This is a genomic window from Burkholderia sp. 28_3 (assembly GCF_003253915.1).
Lineage (GTDB): Bacteria > Pseudomonadota > Gammaproteobacteria > Burkholderiales > Burkholderiaceae > Burkholderia > Burkholderia cenocepacia.
This window is the reverse complement of record NZ_QKZF01000022.1, coordinates 23,624-46,081: the sequence shown is the minus strand read 5'-3', so window position 1 is coordinate 46,081 and position 22,458 is coordinate 23,624. Positions and strand designations below refer to the sequence as shown.

The 22,458-nt window shown below is 69.1% G+C and carries 21 protein-coding genes; 13 read left to right on the top strand and 8 right to left on the bottom strand.

What is annotated here, in order from left to right; genetic code table 11:
* The first annotated feature begins 14 nt into the window (after positions 1-14).
* From DFS13_RS31860 to DFS13_RS31835, 6 genes are all read left to right on the top strand, one after another.
* Entirely contained in the window at positions 15-2,240 is a 2,226-nt protein-coding gene (locus DFS13_RS31860) for a polysaccharide biosynthesis tyrosine autokinase (protein ID WP_006482932.1), read from the top strand.
* A 62-nt stretch (positions 2,241-2,302) separates the two neighbouring features.
* On the top strand, positions 2,303-3,262 hold the full coding sequence (locus DFS13_RS31855; protein WP_006482934.1) for a glycosyltransferase family 2 protein: 960 nt from the start codon (positions 2,303-2,305) through the stop codon (positions 3,260-3,262).
* Positions 3,263-3,305: 43 nt separating this feature from the next.
* Positions 3,306-4,451 (top strand): glycosyltransferase family 4 protein, encoded by a 1,146-nt coding sequence (locus DFS13_RS31850; protein WP_006492002.1) that lies wholly within the window; start codon positions 3,306-3,308, stop codon positions 4,449-4,451.
* A gap of 10 nt (positions 4,452-4,461) precedes the next feature.
* Complete coding sequence (locus DFS13_RS31845) at positions 4,462-5,928, top strand: O-antigen ligase (protein WP_060212597.1); 1,467 nt, start codon at positions 4,462-4,464, stop codon at positions 5,926-5,928.
* Positions 5,925-7,109, top strand: a complete 1,185-nt coding sequence (locus DFS13_RS31840) for a glycosyltransferase family 4 protein (protein ID WP_006482819.1) — start codon at positions 5,925-5,927, stop codon at positions 7,107-7,109. The genes DFS13_RS31845 and DFS13_RS31840 overlap by 4 nt, the downstream gene beginning before the upstream one ends.
* A complete protein-coding gene (locus DFS13_RS31835) occupies positions 7,109-8,275 on the top strand; it encodes a glycosyltransferase family 4 protein (protein ID WP_006482818.1) in 1,167 nt (388 codons plus the stop codon). The genes DFS13_RS31840 and DFS13_RS31835 overlap by 1 nt, the downstream gene beginning before the upstream one ends.
* A gap of 133 nt (positions 8,276-8,408) precedes the next feature.
* On the opposite strand, the gene DFS13_RS31830 is transcribed toward DFS13_RS31835, so the two are convergent.
* Positions 8,409-9,644: an MFS transporter gene (locus DFS13_RS31830; RefSeq protein ID WP_060212595.1), complete on the bottom strand. Its 1,236-nt coding sequence runs from the start codon at positions 9,642-9,644 to the stop codon at positions 8,409-8,411.
* 153 nt (positions 9,645-9,797) lie between these two features.
* Here DFS13_RS31830 and DFS13_RS31825 point away from each other — a divergent pair, with 153 nt between their 5' ends.
* Positions 9,798-10,268, top strand: a complete 471-nt coding sequence (locus DFS13_RS31825) for a helix-turn-helix domain-containing protein (protein WP_012493181.1) — start codon at positions 9,798-9,800, stop codon at positions 10,266-10,268.
* A gap of 81 nt (positions 10,269-10,349) precedes the next feature.
* On the opposite strand, the gene DFS13_RS31820 is transcribed toward DFS13_RS31825, so the two are convergent.
* The 3 genes from DFS13_RS31820 to DFS13_RS31810 all read right to left on the bottom strand — a co-directional run bounded on the left by DFS13_RS31820 (position 10,350) and on the right by DFS13_RS31810 (position 13,126).
* Positions 10,350-11,858 (bottom strand): MFS transporter, encoded by a 1,509-nt coding sequence (locus tag DFS13_RS31820; protein WP_060212592.1) that lies wholly within the window; start codon positions 11,856-11,858, stop codon positions 10,350-10,352.
* Positions 11,859-11,984: 126 nt separating this feature from the next.
* Complete coding sequence (locus tag DFS13_RS31815) at positions 11,985-12,758, bottom strand: AraC family transcriptional regulator (RefSeq protein WP_048988695.1); 774 nt, start codon at positions 12,756-12,758, stop codon at positions 11,985-11,987.
* Positions 12,759-12,784: 26 nt separating this feature from the next.
* Complete coding sequence (locus tag DFS13_RS31810) at positions 12,785-13,126, bottom strand: FKBP-type peptidyl-prolyl cis-trans isomerase (RefSeq protein WP_006482165.1); 342 nt, start codon at positions 13,124-13,126, stop codon at positions 12,785-12,787.
* Between the two features lie 581 nt (positions 13,127-13,707).
* On the opposite strand from DFS13_RS31810, the gene DFS13_RS31805 reads away from it, so the two are divergent.
* Together DFS13_RS31805 and DFS13_RS31800 are read left to right on the top strand one after the other, a co-directional pair.
* Positions 13,708-14,625 carry a metal-dependent hydrolase gene (locus tag DFS13_RS31805; protein WP_012493182.1) on the top strand — a complete coding sequence of 306 codons (918 nt, stop codon included), beginning with the start codon at positions 13,708-13,710 and terminating at the stop codon, positions 14,623-14,625.
* A gap of 445 nt (positions 14,626-15,070) precedes the next feature.
* Complete coding sequence (locus DFS13_RS31800; protein WP_020979476.1) at positions 15,071-16,561, top strand: sigma-54 dependent transcriptional regulator; 1,491 nt, start codon at positions 15,071-15,073, stop codon at positions 16,559-16,561.
* Positions 16,562-16,589: 28 nt separating this feature from the next.
* Here the strand turns inward: DFS13_RS31800 and DFS13_RS31795 are convergent, their stop codons facing one another.
* On the bottom strand, positions 16,590-16,973 hold the full coding sequence (locus DFS13_RS31795; RefSeq protein WP_012493184.1) for a GtrA family protein: 384 nt from the start codon (positions 16,971-16,973) through the stop codon (positions 16,590-16,592).
* A gap of 589 nt (positions 16,974-17,562) precedes the next feature.
* Between DFS13_RS31795 and DFS13_RS31790 the strand changes: the two genes are divergently transcribed.
* Positions 17,563-17,811, top strand: a complete 249-nt coding sequence (locus tag DFS13_RS31790) for a hypothetical protein (RefSeq protein ID WP_077020940.1) — start codon at positions 17,563-17,565, stop codon at positions 17,809-17,811.
* A gap of 225 nt (positions 17,812-18,036) precedes the next feature.
* Here DFS13_RS31790 and DFS13_RS31785 read toward each other — a convergent pair whose 3' ends face one another.
* Complete coding sequence (locus DFS13_RS31785; RefSeq protein ID WP_006490696.1) at positions 18,037-18,819, bottom strand: ABC transporter substrate-binding protein; 783 nt, start codon at positions 18,817-18,819, stop codon at positions 18,037-18,039.
* Between the two features lie 234 nt (positions 18,820-19,053).
* On the opposite strand from DFS13_RS31785, the gene DFS13_RS31780 reads away from it, so the two are divergent.
* Positions 19,054-19,473 carry an MbcA/ParS/Xre antitoxin family protein gene (locus DFS13_RS31780; protein WP_006490694.1) on the top strand — a complete coding sequence of 140 codons (420 nt, stop codon included), beginning with the start codon at positions 19,054-19,056 and terminating at the stop codon, positions 19,471-19,473.
* Positions 19,470-20,171 (top strand): RES family NAD+ phosphorylase, encoded by a 702-nt coding sequence (locus DFS13_RS31775; protein ID WP_006490695.1) that lies wholly within the window; start codon positions 19,470-19,472, stop codon positions 20,169-20,171. The genes DFS13_RS31780 and DFS13_RS31775 overlap by 4 nt, the downstream gene beginning before the upstream one ends.
* A 34-nt stretch (positions 20,172-20,205) precedes the next feature.
* Here the strand turns inward: DFS13_RS31775 and DFS13_RS31770 are convergent, their stop codons facing one another.
* Positions 20,206-20,937 (bottom strand): metallophosphoesterase, encoded by a 732-nt coding sequence (locus DFS13_RS31770; protein WP_006493108.1) that lies wholly within the window; start codon positions 20,935-20,937, stop codon positions 20,206-20,208.
* 133 nt (positions 20,938-21,070) lie between these two features.
* On the opposite strand from DFS13_RS31770, the gene DFS13_RS31765 reads away from it, so the two are divergent.
* Entirely contained in the window at positions 21,071-21,724 is a 654-nt protein-coding gene (locus DFS13_RS31765; protein WP_006486145.1) for a DUF1345 domain-containing protein, read from the top strand.
* A 6-nt stretch (positions 21,725-21,730) separates the two neighbouring features.
* On the opposite strand, the gene DFS13_RS31760 is transcribed toward DFS13_RS31765, so the two are convergent.
* Positions 21,731-22,399, bottom strand: a complete 669-nt coding sequence (locus DFS13_RS31760) for a glutathione S-transferase (protein ID WP_012493186.1) — start codon at positions 22,397-22,399, stop codon at positions 21,731-21,733.
* Between the last annotated feature and the right edge of the window lie 59 nt (positions 22,400-22,458).

Below are 22,458 nucleotides of genomic sequence, written 5' to 3'. Positions count from 1 at the left end.
TCAAGCGGGAACGAATGGTGAACACGCAAGCGAAACACTCCTACGCGGACCTGACCGCGAAGACCGAGGAAGAGGACGTCGTCCTCGGCCAGTTGCTCCAGGTCATCATGGACGACATCTGGCTGCTGCTCGGCATCGCGGTGACGGTCGTCGCGCTCGCCGGCCTCTACTGCTTCATCGCGAAGCCGGTCTACCAGGCGGACGTGCACGTGCGGGTCGAGGGCAACGACAACACGTCGCAGGCGCTCACGCAGACGCAGACGGGCGCGTCGATCAACAGCGGCCCGCAGCAGGCGCCGACCGACGCGGAAATCGAGATCATCAAGAGCCGCGGCGTCGTCGCGCCGGTCGTCGACCAGTTCAAGCTGAACTTCACGGTCGCGCCGAAGACGCTGCCGGTGATCGGCAGCCTCGCCGCGCGCCTCGCGACGCCGGGCACGCCGTCGCGGCCGTGGCTCGGCCTGAAATCGTATGCGTGGGGCGGCGAAGTCGCCGACATCGACACGATCAACGTCGTGCCGGCGCTCGAAGGCAAGAAGCTGACGCTGACGGCCGGCCCGAACGGCACCTATTCGCTGGTCGACGAGAACGGCACGCGGCTGCTGGCGGGCCGCGTCGGCGAATCGGCGCAGGGCGGCGGCGTGACGCTGCTCGTGCAGAAGCTCGTCGCGCGCCCCGGCACGCAATTCACGGTGGTTCGCTACAACGATCTCGACGCGATCAGCGGGTTCCAGGCCGGTATCCAGGTGAGCGAGCAGGGCAAGCAGACCGGCGTCGTGCAGATCTCGCTCGAAGGCAAGGACCCGGACCAGACCGCCGCGATCGCGAACGCGCTCGCGCAGTCGTACCTGAACCAGCACGTGGTCGCGAAGCAGGCCGAAGCGACCAAGATGCTCGACTTCCTGAAGGGCGAGGAGCCGCGCCTGAAGGCCGACCTCGAACGCGCGGAGGCCGCGCTCACGCAATACCAGCGCACGTCGGGCTCGATCAACGCGAGCGACGAGGCGAAGGTCTACCTCGAAGGCAGCGTGCAGTACGAGCAGCAGATCGCCGCGCAACGCCTGCAGCTCGCGTCGCTCGCGCAGCGCTTCACCGATTCGCACCCGATGGTGATCGCCGCGAAGCAGCAGCTCGCGGAGCTGCAGGGCGAAAAGGACAAGTTCAGCAACCGCTTCCGCAGCCTGCCGGCGACCGAAGTGAAGGCCGTCCAGCTCCAGCGCGACGCGAAGGTCGCCGAGGACATCTACGTGCTGCTGCTGAACCGCGTGCAGGAACTGTCGGTGCAGAAGGCCGGCACGGGCGGCAACATCCACCTGATCGATTCGGCGCTGCGCCCGGGCGCGCCGGTCAAGCCGAAGAAGGTGCTGATCCTGTCGGCCGCCGTGTTCCTCGGGCTGATCCTTGGCACCGGCGTCGTGTTCCTGCGTCGCAACCTGTTCCAGGGCATCGAGGATCCGGACCGCATCGAGCGCGCGTTCAACCTGCCGCTGTACGGGCTGGTGCCGCAAAGCGCCGAGCAGGTGAAGCTCGACGCGGCGGCGGAGAAGGGCGGCAGCCGTGCGCGGCCGATTCTCGCGAGCCTGCGGCCGAAGGACCTGAGCGTCGAAAGCATGCGCAGCCTGCGCACCGCGATGCAGTTCGCGATGATGGACGCGAAGAACCGCGTGATCGTGCTGACCGGCCCGACGCCGGGCATCGGCAAGAGCTTCCTGACGGTCAACCTCGCGGTGCTGCTTGCGCATTCGGGCAAGCGCGTGCTGCTGATCGACGCCGACATGCGGCGCGGGATGCTCGACCGCTACTTCGGCCTCACCGTGCAGCCGGGCCTGTCGGAGCTGCTGAGCGATCAATCGGCGCTCGAGGATGCCGTGCGCGAGACGCCGGTGCAGGGCCTGTCGTTCATCTCGGCCGGCACGCGCCCGCCGAACCCGTCGGAGCTGCTGATGTCGACGCGCCTGCCGCAATACCTCGAAGGGCTCGGCAAACGCTACGACGTCGTGCTGATCGATTCGCCGCCGGTGCTGGCGGTGACCGACGCGACCATCATCGGCCGCATGGCCGGCTCGACCTTCCTCGTGCTGCGCTCGGGCATGCATACCGAAGGCGAGATCGCCGATGCGATCAAGCGCCTGCGCACCGCGGGCGTCGATCTGGAAGGCGGGATCTTCAATGGCGTGCCGCCGAAGGCGCGCGGCTACGGCCGCGGCTATGCGGCCGTGCACGAATACCTGAGCGCGTGACCGGGTCGCGCGAAACCGGGCCGGCGCCACGCGCGCCGACCCGGCCGACTGGAGAACCTCGAATGAAAATTTCCGTGCTCGTTCCGACCTATCGGCGTCCCGCCGACCTCGCGCGCTGCCTGCTGGCGCTGCAGCGGCAGCAGCGGCTGCCCGACGAGGTGATCGTCGTCGCGCGCCCGGAGGACGACGCGACGCACGAACGGCTCGCCGATCCGGCGGTCGGCGGCGCGCTGCCGCTGCGCCTCGTGCCGGTTGACGTGCCGGGGCAGGTCGCCGCGCTGAACAAGGGGCTCGACTCGGCGAACGGCGACATCGTCGCGATCACCGACGACGATGCGGCGCCGCGTCCCGACTGGCTCGCGCGCATCGAAGCCGCGTTCCTGTCCGATCCGCGCGTGGGCGCGGTCGGCGGACGCGACTGGGTGCACGAGAAAGGCCGCGTGCTCGACGAATCGAGAGAGCTCGTCGGCCAGCTCACGCTGTCCGGCAAGATCGTCGGCAATCATCACCTCGGCGTCGGCGGCGCGCGCGAAGTCGACATGCTCAAGGGCGCGAACATGAGCTACCGGCGCGCGGCGATCGAGCGGCTGCGCTTCGACACGCGGCTGCGCGGCGCCGGCGCGCAGGTGCACAACGACATGGGCTTCAGCATGCACGTGCAGCGCGAAGGCTGGAAGCTCGTCTACGACCCGTCGATCGCGGTCGATCACTTCCCGGCCGAGCGCTTCGACGACGACCGGCGCGATGCCGCGTCGCTGAACGCGATCAGCAACGGCGCGTACAACCTGCATCTGATCCTGCGCGAGCATTTGCCGCCGCTGCGGCGCGAGATCGCGTGGTGGTGGTGGACGCTGGTCGGTACGCGCGTCTATCCCGGCTTCGCGCACGTGCTGCTGTCGCTGCCTGGCGCCCGGCGCGAGCGTGTGCTCGCGCACTGGCGCGCGGTGCGCCGCGGCGCGCGCGATGCGCGCCGCACGAATCTCGCCCCCCACCGTGCGGCGATGCCGCCGGTGACGTCTTGAACGGCCCGCGCGCACCGCGCGCGGCCCCCTCCGGAGGGCTCGCATGACCACGAAGGCTGCAACGAAAGTCCACGTCCATCTGTTCCACGGCGCCGATCCGCGTACCTACCGGAAAGGCGACGACATCGGCTGCCTGTACGGCTATCACCACGCCGAATCCGACGAATTCCGGCTGACCTATTCGCAGGACGGCGCCGAAAACCGCGTCGTGAGCGTCGCGCGCCGCGCGCTGAAGGCGGCGCTCGGCTTCGACGTCGTGCATGCGTGGCGCAATCGCGCGGCGTTGCTCGATACCGACGTGATCTGGACGCATACCGAGCAGGAGCATCTGGCTGCCGCGTTGATCCTGAAGCTCGCCGGTGAGCAGGGCAAGCGCCCGCTGCTGCTCGCGCAGAGCGTGTGGTTGTTCGACAAGTGGGGCAGCTTCGGCGGCCCGCGCCGCTGGCTGTACCGCAAGCTGATCGCGCGCGCCGACGCGCTGACCACGCTGGCCCGCGACAACGCCGACCTGTGCCGCCGCTATCTCGGACGCGACGCCGAGTTCGTCTACTACGGGCTGAACACGCAGGATTTCCCGCCGGTCGAGCCGCAGCAATGGACGCCGAACCGGCCGTTGCGGATCGCGGCGATCGGTAACGACCGCGACCGCGACTGGCGCACGTTCCTCGCCGCGTTCGGCGGCGACGCGCGCTACGACGTGCGGCTCGCGACGCGCCGCCGCGTGCCGCGCGAATGGCACGCGCCGAACGTGAAGATCGGCCCCGCGTCGGGGCTCGCGAAGCAGCATGAACTGTACGCGTGGGCCGACGTGATCGTCGTGCCGCTGCGGCCGAATTTCCACGCGTCCGGCATCACGGTGATGCTCGAGGCGGCAGCCGTCGGCAAGCCGATGATCGTGTCCGACGTGGGCGGCCTGAGCGACTACTTCCCGCACGATACGGCCGCCTACGTGCCGGCGTTCGACGCGCAGGCGATGCGCCAGGCCGCCGATCGCTTCGTCGCCGATCCGGTGGCGGCGCTCGACTGCGCGCGGGCGGCCGCCGCGTGCCTGCGCGAGCGCGACCTGACCACGCAGGCGTTCGCCGAGCAGCACGTGCGGATCACGCGCGACATGCTGCGCCGGCGCCGCACGCCCGCGGCGGCCGGCGTCGCGATGCCGCTCGCGGATTCGCGTCCGTCGTCGCGCTGAGAGCGGATCGATGAGTACGATTGCCGCCGAACGTGCGCCGTCGCGCGCCCGCAGCTGGTTCGCCGAGCCGAAGCACTGGGCCGGCCAGGCCGGGCTGTGGACGTTTACCGCCGCGCTGATCGCCATCCACCAGGGCAAGGTGCTGACGCTCGCGTTCCCGGTGCTGGCCATCGCGGTCGGCATCTGGCTGTATTTCAAGAGCCCGGCGCGCTATGTCGGCTTCATGTGGTGGGTGTGGTTCCTGAGCCCGGAGGTGCGTCGCCTGGCCGACTGGTCGAAGGGCGCGTTCACGCCGACGAGCCTGATCCAGGTCGCGCCGCTCGCGGTGACGATGATCACCGGCCTGGGGCTGCTCAGGCATTACCGCGTGCTCGCGCAGCGGCGCGGCATCCCGGTGCTGCTGATGCTGTTCGGGCTCGCGTATGCGTACCTCGTCGGGATCGTGTCGAGCGGCGTGATGGCCGCGACCTACGATCTCGCGAACTGGGTGTACCCGGTGCTGATCGGCTTCCACATCATGGTCAACGCGCGCGACTATCCCGAGTATCGCGACGTGCTGCTGTCCACGTTCATGTGGGGCATGCTCGTGATGGGCCTGTACGGCATCGTGCAGTACTTCGTGATGCCGCAGTGGGACGTGCTGTGGATGATCGGCTCGGACATGGGCTCGCAGGGCGAGCCGGTGCCGTACGGCGTGCGCGTGTTCAGCACGATGAACTCGTCCGGCCCGTTCGCGTTCGCGATCATGGGCGCGCTGGTGTTCGTGTTCGCGGCGCCGCAGAAGATCCGCTGGTTCGCCGGGGCGGCCGGCTTCGTGTCGTTCGCGCTGTGTCTCGTGCGCTCGACGTGGGGCGGCTGGGTGATCGCGCTCGCGATCCAGCTCGTGCAATCGAGCAACCGCGTGCGGATGCGGATCCTGATCAGCGGCGTCGTGCTGGTCGGGCTGTGCGTGCCGCTGCTGACCGTCGGGCCGGTGGCCGACCGGCTCGGCGCGCGCCTGCAGTCGATCACGAACCTGAAGGACGACCGCAGCTACGACGACCGCAACAAGTTCTACGCGACCTTCGCGCAGACGGCGTTCACCGACGTCGCCGGCGAAGGGATGGGCGCGACCGGCGCGTCCACGAAGCTGTCGAGCGACAGCGGCGAACTCGGCAAATACGGCAGCTTCGACAGCGGCGTGATGAACGTGCCGTTCGTGCTCGGCTGGCCCGGCACGCTGCTGTATCTCGCCGGCGTCGTGATGCTGTTCGGCCGCACGCTGCGCGCGGCGTTCAAGTTGCGCCAGGACAAATTCGTCGCGGCATGCCTGAGCCTGTGCCTGTCGACCTTCGCGATGCTCGTGTTCACGAACTCGCTGATCGGCACCGGCGGCCTGCTGATGTTCACAGCCATTTTTTCGATACTTGCCGCGGCGCACTGGCAGAAGGCGCAACGCCTGCTGGCCGCCGCGCGTTCACGGGGAGGCGACCATTGAGAATCGCGATCGTCACGCACGTCGTGCGACATAACGACGGGCAGGGCCGCGTCAATTACGAAATCGCGCGCGCGGCGCTGGCCGAAAACTACGAGGTCACGCTGGTCGCGTCGCACGTCGCGCCCGAGCTGCTGGCCGACCCGCGCGTGCGCTGGGTGCCGGTGAAGGTCGGCGGCTTCTGGCCGTCGAACCTCGTCAAGCAGCAGGTGTTCGCGCTGAAAAGCGCGGCGTGGCTGCGCGCGCACCGCGGCGAATACGACGTGCTGCACGTGAACGGCTTCATCTCGTGGATCAAGGCCGACGTGAATACCGCGCACTTCGTGCACGGCGGCTGGTTCAAGAGTCCGTACTATCCGTTCGGGCCCACCAAGGGGCTGTGGTCGGCTTACCAGTACGTCTATACGCGCGTGAATACCGTGCTCGAGCGCTGGGCGTACAAGCGTTCGCGCGCGATTACCGCGGTATCGCAGAAGGTGGCCGACGAGATTGCCGGGCTCGGCATCGACAGCCGCAAGATCAGCGTGATCTACAACGGCGTCGACGGCAGCGCGTTCGCGGGCGCGCAGGCCGACCGCGCGGCGTTCAAGCTGCCGGACGACGCGTTCCTGCTGCTGTTCGTCGGCGACCTGCGCACGCCGCGCAAGAACCTCGGCACCGTGCTGAAGGCGCTGACGAAGCTGCCCGCGAACGTGCATCTGGCGGTGGCCGGCTATCTGCCCGGCAGCCCGTATCCGGAAGAAGCGCGCGCGCTCGGCATCGATTCGCGCGTGCATTTCCTCGGTCTCGTGAAGAACATGCCGACGCTGATGCGCTCGGTCGACGCGTATGTGTTTCCGTCGCGCTACGAAGCGATGAGCCTGTCGCTGCTGGAGGCGATGGCGGCCGGGCTGCCGGTCGTCACCGCGCGCACGGCGGGCGGCGCGGAAATCATCACGCGCGAATGCGGGATCGTGCTGGAGGACCCGGACGATCCCGCCGCGCTCGCGCAGGCGATCGGCGCGCTCGCGGCATCGCGCGACACCTGTCGCGCGATGGGCGACGCGGCCCGTGAACTGATGACCCGTTTCGGCTGGGCGCACATGGGCGCCCAGTACGTCGCGCTTTACCGGCGCATCGGCCAACCCACGCAGCCGTCCGCCTTCGAGCGGGTCGAGCATGCAATCACGCAGGAGCAACCGTGATGTCCCAATCTTCCCGGCCGATCAAATCGTTGCAGATCGGCATGCACTGGTTTCCCGAACGCGCGGGCGGCCTCGACCGGATGTACTACTCGCTCGTCGGCGCGCTGCCCGGCGCGGGCGTCGAGGTGCGCGGGCTCGTCGCCGGCTCGCCGAAGGTCGCCGACGACACGGGCGGGGCGATCCAGGGTTTCGGTCCCGCGTCGGAGCCGCTCGCGCGCCGGATGCTCGCCGCGCGGCGCGCGCTGCGCGACGAGATCCGCAGCGCGCGGCCGGACGTGATTTCGTCGCACTTCGCGCTGTACACGTTCCCGGGGCTCGATGTGACGCGCGGGATTCCGCAGGTGTCGCACTTCCAGGGGCCGTGGGCCGACGAAAGCCAGGTCGAGGGCGCCGCGTCGCTCGGACAGCGCGCGAAGCGCTATCTCGAACAGGCCGTCTATACGCGCTCGTCGCGGCTGATCGTGCTGTCGCAGGCATTCGGCCAGATCCTGACGAACCGCTACGGGATCGATCCGTCGCGCGTGCGTGTGATCCCGGGCTGCGTCGATACCGCGCAGTTCGACACGCCGCTCACGCCCGCCGAGGCGCGGCACAAGCTGCAACTGCCGCAGGACCGGCCGATCGTGCTGGCCGTGCGCCGGCTCGTGCGGCGCATGGGGCTGGAGGACCTGATCGATGCGATCGGCCTCGTCAAGCGCCGTCACCCGGACGTGCTGCTGCTGATCGCCGGCAAGGGCAAGATCGGCGAGGAACTGCAGCAGCGCATCGACGAAGCGGGGCTGCAGGACAACGTGAAGCTGCTCGGTTTCGTGCCCGATCACCATCTCGCGGCGTTGTACCGCGCGGCGACGGTCAGCGTCGTGCCGACGGTCGCGCTCGAGGGCTTCGGCTTGATCACCGTCGAATCGCTGGCGTCCGGCACGCCGGTGCTGGTCACGCCGGTCGGCGGGCTGCCGGAGGCGGTCGCCGGGTTGTCGAACGATCTGGTGTTGCCGTCGACGGGCGCCGATGCGATCGCGGAAGGGCTCGGCGGTGCGCTGTCGGGCGCGATCGCGCTGCCCGACGAGGCCGCGTGCAAGCGCTATGCGCGCGATCATTTCGACAATGCGGTGATCGCGCGCCGCGTGGCCGGCGTGTACGAGGAGGCGATTCAGGCAGCCGGCTGAACGCCCGCGGCGCGCCGCCGAACCGCAGCGGAACCGAAAGCCCGACCGGCGCGCGTGCGCGGCCGGTTCGCGTGCCGGCCGCCCGCCGAGGGCGGGCCGGCTTTTCCCGTTCGATCCGCACGGCCGGCGCGCCTCACGCGCGCCTGAGCGTCGCGGCCCACACGCCGAGCGCGGCCACGCTCACCGCCGCACCGAGCACGCAGACGCCGGTCCAGCCGGCGCGCGCGTACATCATCGTCGCCGCAATCGCGCCGAGCCCGCTGCCGGCCGAATAGAACAGCATGTAGCAGCCGACGAGGCGCGCATGCGCGTCGGGCCGCGCGCCGAGAATCATGCTTTGGTTGACGACGTGCACGGCCTGTCCGCCGACGTCGAGCAGCACGATGCCGACGATCAGCAGCGCGATCGACGTATTGCCGAACGCGAGCGGCAGCCACGCGCATGCGAGCAGCGCGAGTGCGGCGCCGGTCGTCGCTTCGCCGCGCCCGCGATCCGCGAGCCGGCCCGCGCGGGCGGCGGCCGCCGCCCCGAGTGCGCCGACGAGGCCGAATGCACCGATCTGCGTGTGCGACATCGCGTGCGGCGGCGCGCTCAGCGGCAGCACGAGCGCGCTCCAGAAGATGCTGAACGCCGCGAACATCAGCAGCGCGATCGCGCCGCGCACGCGCAACGCACGTTCATCGCGCAGCAGCGCGACCATCGACCGCAGCAGCGCCGCGTAACCGATGCGTTCGCGCGGTTCGCGCATTGCGGGCAGCAGCCGCGACAGCACGACCAGCATCGCGATCGCGAGGGCGCCCGATACGAGATAGACGGCCCGCCACCCCGCGATGTCGGTGACGACACCCGCCAGCGAGCGCGCGGCCAGCAGCCCGACCACGACGCCGCCCTGCGCGGCGCCCACCACGCGCCCGCGTTCGCCTGCGCCGGCGAGAGCGGCCGAGCACGCGATCAGTCCTTGCGTCATCGCGGTGCCGAGCAATCCGACCGCGACCATTCCCGCCAGCAGCGCGATGCGTGTCGACGCGGCGGCCACGCCGATGCAGGCCGCGGTCAGCAGCAGAAGCTGCACGGCGATCAGGCGCTTGCGGTTCAGCAGGTCGCCAAGCGGCACGACGAACAGCAGCGCGAGCGCGCAGCCCAGCTGCGTCGCGGTGACGACGCCGCCGACGGCGGCCAGCGATACGCCGAAATCCTGCGCGATCGAATCGAGCAGCGGCTGCGCGTAGTAGACGTTCGCGACGCTCGCCGCGCAGCAGACGGCCAGCAGCACGACACGCGCCGACGACAGGCGGGCGCCCTCAGCCGGATGGATCGCGCCGGTTGGCGCGTTCGATGCAACGGTGCCGGAATGGCAGGACGATTCCATGGGTTGCCTCACGCAATGTAGTTGCAATTTGAAACTGGTTTGGAGTGTAGGAAAAGTAGTTTTAAAATGCAACCTGTTGGGTGACGGGCCAGCGGCCCGTGCCGGATGGCCGGCATGCCTGCGAAGGCGGCCGGCGTGATTGCGGAGAGCAACATGGCCAGGCAGAAAAGTCTTGCGGATTCGCCGTGCCCGGTGGCGCGCGCGACCGATATCGTCGGCGATCGCTGGGCGTTGCTGATCGTGCGCGATGCGTTCGACGGCGTGCGCCGCTTCGGCGATTTCCGCGCGAGCCTCGGCGTCGCGAGCAACATCCTGTCCGACCGGCTGAAGATGCTGGTGGACGCGGGCGTGTTCGACGTCGTGCCGGCGTCCGACGGCACCGCGTATCAGGAGTACGTGCTGACCAAAAAGGGCGAGGGGCTGTTTCCGGTCATCGTGATGCTGCGGCAGTGGGGCGAGGCCAACCTGTTCGCGCGCGGCGAGCGGCATTCGGTGCTGATCGATCGCGGCACCGGGCGCGCGATCCGCAAGCTCGCGCTGCGGCACGACGACGGCCGGCCTTTGAAGGCGGCCGATACGGTCGTGAAGAAGATCGATGACGAAGCGGGCGCGGCGCGTCGGTGAGCGTCATGCGCGAGGGTCGTGCCGTCGGATGGCATTCGGCGCGACAGCACGAGCGCGGCACTGCCGGCTACGCGAGTCGATTCACGCAGACCTTCTTTCGTCGGCGTTACCTGATCCAGCCTCACCTCGGTGACGCGTGACCGCACGCGTGCGATCGACCGGTGGCGTCGCCCGAGGCGCGGGAGAGGCACCGCGATCCGCATCGGTCCGCACACGGGTCGCGAGCAGTGCGGCCGCGAGCAGCAGCGCGACCGACACGGCGGTTTCGATCCGCAACCCGCTGACGACCTGCGCTGCACCGCCGCCGCCGGCGAGCGCACCGAATGCCGCGACGCCGATTGCACCGCCGGCCTGCCGTGCGGTATTCAGCACCGCCGACGCGATGCCGGCCCGGTCGGGCGCGACCGACGCGAGCACGGCCGTCGTCATCGCGGGCACCGCGAAGCCCATGCCCGACGGAATCAGCAGGAACGGCACCAGCACCATGACGAGCGGCGTCGTTGCATCGACGACATGCAGCGACCCGTAGCCGAGCGCGGCGACGAGCGCGCCGGCCACCATCGGCATGCGCGGGCCGTGGCGCGCGACGACGCGTCCGCTCGCGAGATTCGACAGCAGGAACCCGCCGGTGAGCGGCAGGAACGCGAGCCCGGCCTGCAACGCCGACTGGTCGCGTGTGCGTTGCAGGTACAGCGCGAGCATGAATACGGTGCCGTAATACGTGAGGTTTACGCAGATCCCGAACAGCACGGCCGCGCTGAACGTGCGGTGGCGGAACAGCGATAGCGGCAGCATCGGCGTGGCCGTGCGCGATTCGATCGCGACGAACGCGAGCGCGGCCAGCGCCGCCAGCGTGAAGCCGCCGGTCACGACCAGGTGCGTGAAGCCGAGCGGCCGCCATTCGATCACGGCGCCGGTCAGCGCGGTCAGCATCGCGATCGCGACGAACTGGCCGCGCGGATCGAGCGAACGGGCCGAGCGTGCCGGGGCAGCCTGCTCGCGGCGCGCGGGCACCCACGCGAACGTAGCGGCGAGCCCCGCCGCGCACAGCGGCAGGTTCACGAGGAAGATGCCGCGCCAGCCCCACGCGGCAATCAGCAGGCCGCCGACGACCGGGCCGGCCGCGATCGCGATGGACCCGGCCGCCGTCCACCCACCGACCGCGCGGGCGCGCAGGCGCGGGTCGTGCCGGCACGCGTCGTTGAGCAGCGCGAGCGAATTCGGCAGCATGGCCGCGGCGCCGACGCCTTGCAGCGCGCGGGCCGCGATCAGCATCGCGGGCGCGACGGCGGCGCCGCATGCAAGCGACGCGAGCGCGAACAGCAGGAGGCCGGCGACGTACAGGCGGCGCGCGCCGAAGCGGTCGCCGAGCGCACCGGCCGACAGCATCAGCACCGCGAACGCGAGCGTGTACGCATCGACGACCCATTGCAGGCCGGCGACCGGCAGGTGCAGGTCGGCGGCGAGATGCGCGAGCGCGATATTGACGATCGTCACGTCGAGCTGCGTGACGACGAAACCGATGCTGACGGTGGCGACGACGCGCGCGAGCGCGGGCGGGAAAGCCGGGGACGGTGTGGTCGTATCCATGCGTCCATCGTAGGCGGCGACGGACAGGCGATGTTTCAGCGGGACGCGAAGCGTCGATACGGATGCCGACGCGAATGCGTGCCGCTGGCTACGTGCGTCGATGCGTATTCAGCGAGGCCGATGCGTTCAATGCCGTTCGCCGCGCCAGCGTCCCGGCGCCACGCCGAAGCGCTTCGTGAACGCATGCGTGAACGTGCTCTGGTCCGCGAAGCCGACGCTGCCCGCGATGTCGACCAGCGCATGCCGGCCGTCGGCGAGCAGCACGATCGCGGCGTCGAGCCGCAGCCGCTGCAGGTAGCGATGGGGCGTTTCGCCGAATGCATCGACGAACAGTTGATGAAAGCGCCGCATCCCGTAGCCGCAGTGCGCGGCGAGATCGGCGATGCGCAGCGGTTCGGCGAGCCGCGCGCGCAGCCAGCGGTCGATGCGCGCGAAATCGAGGCCCGACGCAGGCGCGGCGATGCCCGCATCGTCGAGCAGCGCGTCGCACAGGCGCGCCGCGGCCTGCCACTGAAAGCGGTGCGCGGCGGCCTGCCGTGCGTCGCCGTCCGGCACATCGTGTTGCGCGGCGGCCGCCGCGACCTGCGCGACGAGCGACGTGAGCGCCGGGTCGATCGACACGGCCCGTGCATGGTCGAACAGCCGCTGCGGTACCGCGAGCGACGCGGCGGGCAGGTCGATCACGAGCTGGCGATTGTCGCCGAGGCCCGCGTAGTCGTGACGCGCGCCGGCCGGAATCAGCCAGGCCGCGTGCCGGTCGATGCGCTGGCCGATTCCGTCCACCGCCATCACCATCGCGCCATCGACGCCGAGCACGACCTGGTGGAAGTCGTGCACGTCCGACGCTTCGCACGCGGCGTAGCGGCGCAGCGCGATGGCGGGGGAGGCGATGCGTTCCATCGGGAAGAAAACGACCGGGTGCAGGGTCAGACGTCGAGCAGTTCGACTTCGAACACGAGCGTCGCATTCGGCGGAATCACGCCGCCTGCGCCGCGCGGGCCGTAGCCGAGTTGCGGCGGGATCGTCAGGCGACGCACGCCGCCGACCTTCATGCCCTGCACGCCTTCGTCCCAGCCCTTGATGACCATGCCGCCGCCGAGCACGAACGCGAACGGGTCGTTGCGATCCTTGCTCGAATCGAATTTCTGACCGTCGGTCAGCCAGCCCGTGTAGTGGACGCTGACGGTCTTGCCGGCTTGCGCTGCCGCGCCGGTGCCTTCGGTCAGGTCTTCGTACTTGAGGCCCGATTCGGTCGTGATGACGGACATGATTTCTCCTGAAAGAGGTTGCGTGAAACCGCTATTGTAGGCGAGCGCGCAGCGGGCCGGCGCGCGTGGATTTCGCGCCGTTTCACGCGGCGCGGGGCAGCGTGGCGGGGCGTGCCGGCGTGAGCGCCCGAAACGCAATTGGAACGCGCGTTTGAATTTTTCGCGAGCGGCGGGGGCGAGGGTGCACCGCGACCGTGCGCGGCGCGTATGAATCGATGCGAACGGCTCACGTGACAGCCTGCTGCACGAGCGTTGCCCGATCCCGCGAAAGGCCCGCCGCACGGGGCCTGCGGGCCGCTGGCGGGGCGCCGCGCCGCATCCGGCGCCTCGCCCCGACGCGCGCGCCCGCGTTCGAATCGCGGCCCGGCCGAATGTCGTTCGAGCGCCGTTTTTTCCGTCTTTCCGACCGTGCCCTGTTTGGAAGCGCGCATCTACCGCGCGGCTTGCATGCGCCGGCGCGCGCGGCCTATCGTTACATCTGTCGATGTCAGGATTTTGGCGGCGCGCGATGCGCCGCCCGGGCTTGCGCCGGCCGCGTCGGACGATGCGCCGGACGGCTCCGCAACAGGAGAACGATGAACATGAAGTCAGCCGCTTCCGCCACCGCAGCCGGGATCATGCCGGTGCGCCGCGACCTGCGCTTCGACCTGCCGGTCGAACGCGCGAAGGACTGGCATGGCCTCGGGTCGCACGTGACCCATTTCTTCAACGCGCTGTCGCTGCTGTTTCCGGCCGGCGAGCGCTTCTTCATGGATTCGGTGCGCAACTATCGCGACCGGATCGACGATCCCGTGCTGAAGCAGCAGGTGCTCGGCTTCATCGGCCAGGAAGCGATGCATACGCGCGAGCACATCGAATACAACGAGCTGATGCAGGCGAACCGGCTACCCGCGCGCAAGCTGGACCAGCGCGTGTGGACGGTGCTCGGCTACATGAAGCGCAAGCTGCCGCATTCGGTGCAGCTCGCGCATACGGTGGCGGCCGAGCATTACACGGCGATGCTCGCCGACTGGCTGCTGCGCGACCCGACGCGCCTCGACGGTTCGGTCGAAGGCTACCGGCAGATGTGGATCTGGCACGCGCTGGAGGAAACCGAGCACAAGGCCGTGTCGTTCGACGTGTGGAATGCCGCGATGAAGCCGGGGCTGCGTCGCTACCTGATCCGCATCGGCGTGTATCTGCTGACGACGCTGACGTTCTGGCCGACCGTGTTCCTGATGCATGCGACGCTGCTGTGGCGCGATCGCGGCGCCGGCCATCACGTGCGCGGCATGCTGCGGATGATCGCGTTCCTGTACGGGCCGCGTCGCGGGCTGTTCCCGCGCATCGCCGGCGAATGGCTGAGCTTTTTCCGGCCGGGCTTCCACCCGTGGGATCACGACAATCGCCACCATCTCGCGCGGGTCGATGCACTGGCCGCCACCTATGGCGAACACGGCGGCGCGCCGGCCGGCCGCGGCCGCGCGAACACGCCCGCGCCGCTCGCGTCGGGCCGCTGACCCCTCACCCCGCCGCACGGCGGGGCGCCGCGCATGTTGCGTTCGTGCATCAGCCGGCTTCTTCCGACGATTGACGAAAATCAACCGGAACCGGTTGCCCGGGCGTCCGCCTGCCCGGCGGACCGGTTGCGCGCGCATGGGCCGGCGCACGAATCGGGCGTGCGCCGCGTCCTTCACGATCGCCGTGCGCCAGCACCGGCGCGGCTTTGCGCGGTCGGGGCCGGGCCTTTCCGGTCGCGCGCGGCGCCCGCCACCGGGATAACACCCATCTAGCCGCGGGCCGGCCGCATCGATATACCGTTCATGACAACGCCGACCTCCGGCGCGATTCATGCGCAGGGGGATTTTATTCGGACGGAAATACGGCCAATATGTCGGTTCGATCGTGTCCGTCGTACGCGGCGGCGAGCCGGCGCGCGATACCAACGCCAAGCGGGGAACAACGATGGTTGCAAGGTCACCCGACGCAAACGGGCAGGCGGCGCCCGAGATGACGGACGTGTCCGTCACCGCCCCCGAGGCCGGACGCAAGCTGTTCGTGATCATGCGCACGCCCGACGAGCCGTTGCTGGCACAACTGCGCGGGCTCGGCTGGGAGATCGCGGTCGCGAAGACGGCCGGCGCCGCGCAGAACATGACCTCCGGCGTGAGCGTGGCCGCGGGGCTCGTCGATTTCACCGGCTTCACGTCGCGCGACTATCCCGCGCTGAAGATGTGTCTGAGCCAGCCGGCGATCGGCTGGATTTCCATCGCGCAGGCCGGCATCACGATCGGCCCCGCCGTGCGCGAACTGATCCGCAGCTATTGTTTCGATTACGTGACGCTGCCGCTGCCGTACGAATGGATTTCGCACGTGCTCGGCCATGCGCGCGGGATGGCCGCGCTCGATCGCGTCGACGGCGCCGCCTACGCGGCGTCGATCGGCGAACACGGGATGATCGGCAACTGCGAGGCGATGCAGCAGCTGTTCAGCACGATCCGCAAGGTCGCGAAGACCGACGCGAGCGTGTTCATCTCGGGCGAGTCGGGCACCGGCAAGGAGCTGACGGCGCTCGCGATTCACGAGCGCTCCGGCCGCGGCAAGGGGCCGTTCGTCGCGATCAACTGCGGCGCGATTCCGCATCACCTGCTGCAGTCGGAACTGTTCGGCTATGAACGCGGCGCGTTCACCGGCGCGAACCAGCGGCGCGCGGGCCGGATCGAATCGGCGAACGGCGGCACGCTGTTTCTCGACGAGATCGGCGATATGCCGGTCGAAAGCCAGGCAAGCCTGCTGCGCTTCCTGCAAGAGGGCAAGATCGAGCGGCTCGGCGGGCAGGAATCGATCGCGGTGGACGTGCGGATCATCTCGGCCACGCACGTCGATCTCGACGGCGCGGTCGAGGCCGGGCGCTTCCGCGCGGATCTCTATCACCGCCTGTGCGTGCTGCGCATTCACGAGCCGCCGCTGCGCGCGCGCGGCAAGGACATCGACATCCTCGCGCACTACGTGTTGCAGAAATTCAAGGCCGACAGCGGCCGCAAGATCAGCGGCTTCACGTCGGCCGCGCTCGATGCGATGCGGCGCTACGAGTGGCCCGGCAATGTACGCGAACTGATCAACCGCGTGCGGCGCGCGATCGTGATGGCCGAGAGCCGGCTGCTGACGCCGCACGATCTCGGGCTCGACACGCCCGGCGAAACCGAACCGGTGACGCTCGAACAGGCGCGGGCGCTGGCCGAACGCACCGCGATCGAGAATGCGCTGCTGCGCAACGACCACCGGATCAACAAGGCCGCCGCCGAACTCGGCATTTCACGCGTGACGCTCTACCGGATGATGATCGAGCACGGGCTGAACGATCACGACAACAACGGCGGCAGCGGCGGGAATGGCGACAGCGGCGGGCACGACGGCGCGCCGTCGGGCGACGCGGGGCATCAGCGGGTCGGCTGAGCGGCGGGCGCGATGCGTGCGGGCCGGCTCAGCGATAGGTCCACAGCCGGTGCAGCACGAACGTGACGGGCGGCACGCACAGCACGACCGCGACGATGCTCCACGCGCGGGCGAGCCCGAGTGCGTCGGTGCCGTGCGCCAGCAGCATCGTCACGGCGAGGCCGGCCATCGCGACCGCGAGAAAGCGCATGAAGTTGCCCCACGTCACCGGCGACGAAAAACTCCACAGCGTATTGGCGAGATACGAGAACGCCGTCGAGCAGACGAACGCGCTCGCGTTCGCGACGACGGGCGTCGCGTCGCACAGCGCGAACATCGCGGCGGCGATCAGCGCATGCAGCGCGGTCGAGCCCAGGCCCGACACGCCGAAGCGGATCAGTCTGGCACGTTCGGCGGCGAAGGTACGGAGCATCGTGGGCAGTGGTCGGCGTGAAGTCGCGTGAAGCGGAGTCGCAGTATAGCCATGCGATCGGCCGCCGCGTCCAGCGCGATGGACGGTACGCGTCGCCGGCGCCGGCATGTAAAGCGCATGAAACATTTCGCGTCGGCCGCCGGAGGAATTGCCGCGCCGAACCGGTCCGGTCGGCCGGTCCGTCGCCGGTAAAAATTCCGCGCTCCATTGTTCAGCCTTATTCCGCAAGGCCCCGCCGTTGCAGGGCCGGCGCGCGCCGCGGCCCCGATGTTTCAGTTTCGTAACTTCCCGTATGCCACACCCGTGCCGGCCGTCAGCCGGCCTGACCATCGCCTTGTCCGGCCGGGCTCGCGCAGCGCTGGCCCGGTCCTTGCGAAGAGGGACATGCGAGAGTCGACGACGCGAGGTCCGTCCGGTCAGGCGGCGCAAGCCTTCGGTACCGGCCAGGACGCAGTCCGCGGGGATGCGGCGGCCGCGCGCGGGGCAGCAGCCGCGTCGCGGCGAGCACGGGACGTCGTCGCCTGATCGCCGGGGCATCGGCATCGTCCGGTTGCCGGAACAAACATCAGACAGCAAACGGGGTAGAAAAATGATCGATCATCACACGCCGCGGTCCGCTGGCCGCGATCGCCGTGATTCGGGACATCGCCGCTCGAACGTCGCGCTTGCGGCCGACCGGCATGCCTCGACAGGCCATCTCTCCGCGCCCGGTGCGAGGCGGATCCGGCTGGTTGCCGGTCATCCGCGCCGGGTCGGCACTTTCCTGCACGCGAACCCGGTCCGCATGGGCATGTGCACACGGGCGCCGGTACCGCGACGCCCGATCTTCGCCTATTGACCAGAACGGCACGACATCCATTCGCATGGCGTGTCGTTGTCTCAGAGAGTCGATCTGCAGTCCAAACAATAATGCAGGGGTCCTGCCGCGTGCCGCATACGACGCAGGACGACCTGCATTCGATGCAACGGCGAACCGCTCGATGCCGTTGCCATCCGGTTGCAAGGGGAGGGGCGGTCGGACGCGTGCGACGGAAGCAGTATCCGTACGCGCGCGACGCCGTTTTCAACTGCCGTAGATGTCGAAGTCGAAGTACTTCGACGCGAGCCGCTTGTAGGTGCCGTCCTTGACCATGTCGAGGATCGCGCGATCGATCTTCGCCTTCAGGTCGGTATCTTCCTGGCGCAAGCCGATGCCCGCGCCGATGCCGAGCACCTTTTCGTCGACGAGCTCGGGCCCGACGAACGTGTAGTTCGCGCCGCGCGGCGATTTCAGGAACCCGATCGCGGCCTGCACTTCATCCTGCAGCGCCGCGTCGAGGCGGCCGGCGATCAGGTCGGCATACACGCCGTCCTGGTTCTGGTACGACACGACGTTCGCGCCTTGCTTGCCCCAGTACGCCTTCGCATACGTCTCCTGCGTCGTGCCCTGTTCGACGCCGATCGATTTGCCCTTCAGCGATTCGGCGGTCGGCAGCAGCGGCGAGCCCTTCTTCACGACGAGCCGCGTCGGCTGGTTGTAGATCTTCGTCGTGAAGCCGATCTGCTGCGCGCGTTGCGGCGTGATCGACATCGACGACAGCACCGCGTCGAACTTCTTCGCCTTCAGCGCCGGAATCATCCCGTCGAAATCGTTCTCGAGCCACACGCATTTCGCCTTCAGGCGCGCGCAGATCTCGTTGCCGAGGTCGATGTCGAAGCCGACGAGCTTGCCGTCGGGCGCCTTCGACTCGAACGGCGCGTAGCTGGCATCGGTGCCGAAGCGGATCGTGGTCCAGTCCTTCGCGACGGCGGGGCCTGCGGATACCGCGAGCAGGGCGATCGAAACAGCGGCAATCAGTCTCTTCATGGTGCGTTCCTTGGCGTGGTGCATCCGGTTTCTGTGCGACACGGTCTCCACGGACACGACCCGCGCCGTGACGCGGGGTCCGCACGGCCATTAACGCAGAAAATAAAATAAGAGTCCAGAATGGACAAAAAATATCGATTTGTCGGATGGGCGTGGCGATCGCTGGGTGCGACCCTTGCAAAAATACGAGAATGGACTAATCTTGTTAGTAGATTCGTTTTGAGACTAACCGTCATGTCACAGCCCGCCTACGATTCGCATTCCGCCTTGCCGCACGCTTCGGTCGCGCAGATGTCGGCGGCCGGCCTGCGCGCGTTTTTCAACATCGCGCGCGACTGGGAACTGACGATCGACGAGCAGATCGTGCTGCTCGGGTCGCCCGGCCGCTCGACGTTCTTCAAGTGGAAGGCCGCGCCGGAATCGGCGCGCCTGCCGCGCGATACGCTCGAGCGCCTGTCGCTGCTGCTCGGCATCTACAAGGGGTTGCAGATCCTGTTGCCGCAGCCCGCCGCGGCCGATGCGTGGGTCAAGCGGCCCAACGATGCGGCGCCGTTCGGCGGCAAGCGCGCACTCGACCGGATGCTGGCCGGCAACGTCGGCGATCTGGTGGCCGTTCGCCAATATCTCGATGCGATGCGGGGTGGCTGGGCGTGACGACACCGACCGACGTCACCCGGTGGCCCACGACCACCGTCGACTGGGCACCGGCCTATCGCGTGATTCCCACCCGTTTTCCTGCCATCAACCTGTTCGACCGCGTCGCGTCCGCGGAGGATTTCGACGCGCTCTATGCACTCGAATCGCTGACCAACGACCGCATCCGCAACGAAGTCGGCACGCTCGAGCTCGTGCCGCCCGCCGAACGCCGCTACGGGCAGGGCTGGGGGCCGATCATGGCCGCGTTCACGCACCTGAATCCGCTGGGCAGCCGGTTTTCGGACGGCAGCTACGGCGTGTTCTACTGCACCCGCTCGCGCGACACGGCGATCGCCGAAACGCGCTATCACAGCGGGTTGTTCCTCGCCGCGACGAAGGAGCCGCCGATGCGCCAGCAGATGCGGCTCTATACCGTGTTCGCGCACGGCGACGTCGCCGACGTGCGCACGTGGCCGCAGCGCGATCCCGCGCTGCTGGACCCGGTCGACTACCGCGCGGGGCAGGCCTTCGGTCGCGCGGTGCGCAACGCGGGTGGCGCGGGAATCGTCTATCCGTCGGTGCGCGATCCGCGCGGCGAGTGTCTCGCCGCGTTCCGCACGACGCTGCTGCGCGACTGCCAGCATGCGGCCTATCTCGAATACAACTGGAACGGCTCGGCCGTCGATGCGGTGTTCGAACTGAATCAGGTCGGCTAGGGTGCGCGTGGGGACGCAGGCGCCGGCCGGCGCGTCAGGGTAGCGGCCAGTCGCCCGCGTGGCGTTCGCGCGCTTCGGTCTGCGTCATCGACCATGTGCGGCCGGTGCGCGGCTCGGCGAGCGTGAGCCGCCCGGCCGGCGCGAACGCACCCGTGTCGATGAACCATTGCGCGCCGATCCGTTGCGGCTCACGCACCGGTGTGTGCCCGGTGCACGTCAGCGACAGTCCGGCCTGCCGCGCCGGATCGGCGAGCCCCTGGACCAGATCGCGGCCCCAGATCAGCCGCTCGCGCACGTCGTGCGGATAGCTGCCGGTATCGAGCTCCGCGTCCGAGCCGAAGAATTCCGCGTGCAGCACGTTGAAGCGCGTCGGGCCGTCGCCGATCACCCGCACGAGCGGCAGCGCGTCGACGCGCGCCGCATGCGCGCGCAGCCGTTCCGGCGGCAGGTCGGCGCCCCAGTCGCCGCCGATCCTGCGCCACGCGTCGGGCGGCAGCTTGCCGCGCGCGACGAGGCTCAGCACTTCCTCGTGATTGCCGCGCACGACGTGACACCACGGCCGGTCGAGCAGGTCGAGCGCGGTGTCGGAGGCCGGGCCGCGGTCGACGAGATCGCCGACCGAGAACAGCCGGTCGCGCGCCGGATCGAAGCGGACGTCGTGCAGCAGCGCGCGCAGCACGTCCACGCAGCCGTGCAGGTCGCCGACGACGAAATCGCGGCCGGCCGGGTTCGCGGGATGGCGGCAGAGCAGGGCGGGGGCAGTCATCCCCTTATCTTAGGCGCTCGCGCCCATCGCCACGTGGCGACGGAATGGCGATAATCGGGGCGCGTTACCCGCCGGCGCGGCGGCTTTCCCGCGCACCGGCCGAATCCTTTCCATCCGCTTTCGGAATCACACGATGACGCTTTATCCGCAGGTATTACGCAACCGGCCGCGCATGGTCGCGGCGTTCGTCGCCGGCGTGCTGTGCGCGGTCCTGCTGCCGTTTCCGCTGCGCCCGACCGCGCGCGCACTGATTGGCTGGGACTGCGCGGTCTGGCTGTATCTCGTGCTGATGTGGGTGCGCATGGTCACCGCGCATCATCACAAGGTGCGCGAAGTCGCGATCCGCGAGGATGAAAACGCGACGACCGTGCTGACCGTCGTGTGCCTCGCGACCGTCGCGAGCGTGGCGGCGATCGCGATCGAGCTCGCGACCGCGAAGAGCGTCGGCTTCAGCGCGGGGCTCAGCCACTACGCGATCACGGGTGCGACGCTGTTCGGCGCGTGGTTCCTGATCCCGACCATCTTCACGCTGCACTACGCGCGGCTCTATTACGGCTCGCCGAGCAGCGATCGCGCGCTCCGCTTTCCGGACCAACACCCGGAGCCCGATTACTGGGATTTCCTGTATTTCGCGTTCACGCTCGCGGTCGCGTCGCAGACGGCCGACGTGTCGCTCGCGAACCGCTCCGCGCGGCGCTCGGTGCTCGCGCAGTCGATCCTGTCGTTCTACTTCAACATGGCCGTGCTCGGCTTGTCGATCAACGTCGCGGCGGGGCTGCTGAGCTGACGCCGGCTACTTGAGCAGGTCGTACCGGCCGCCGCGCTCCAGCGCCCGCTGGTACGCCGGCCGCGCATGGATCGTGTCGAGAAAGCGCGCGATTGCCGGATACCGGCTGCCGCCGCCGCGCGCGGTCGCGGCTTCGAGCGGAAAGCTCATCTGGATGTCGGCCGCGCTGAAGCCGTCGCCGACGAACCAGCCGCTGCGTGCGAGCGCGCCGTCGACATGGCCGAGATGCAGATCGATCTGCGGATCGACGAAACCCGATTGCAGCGTCGCGGCGATCTTGCGCGCGATCGGCCGCGCGAAGAACGGCATCGGCGCATGCGCGATCCGCAGCGCGACGAGCTTGAGCAGCAGCGGCGGCATCGCCGACCCTTCCGCGTAGTGCAGCCAGTACGTGTAGTCGTGCCGCTCGGGCGAGCCGGGCGGCGGCGCGAGGCGCCCGTTGCCGTAGCGTTCGACCAGGTATTCGATGATCGCGCCCGATTCGGCGAACGTGCGGCCGTCGTCGGTCACGACGGGCGACTTGCCGAGCGGATGGATCGCGCGCAATTCGGCCGGCGCGAGCATCGTTTTCGGATCGCGTGCGTAGCGCACGATCTCGTATGGCACATCCAGTTCTTCGAGCAGCCAGAGCACGCGCTGCGAACGCGAGTTGTTCAGGTGATGGACGGTGAGCATGTCGAGGCCGGAAGGGGGCGGGAACGACATCATACCGAGTGCCTGCGGCGCGTTCGCGA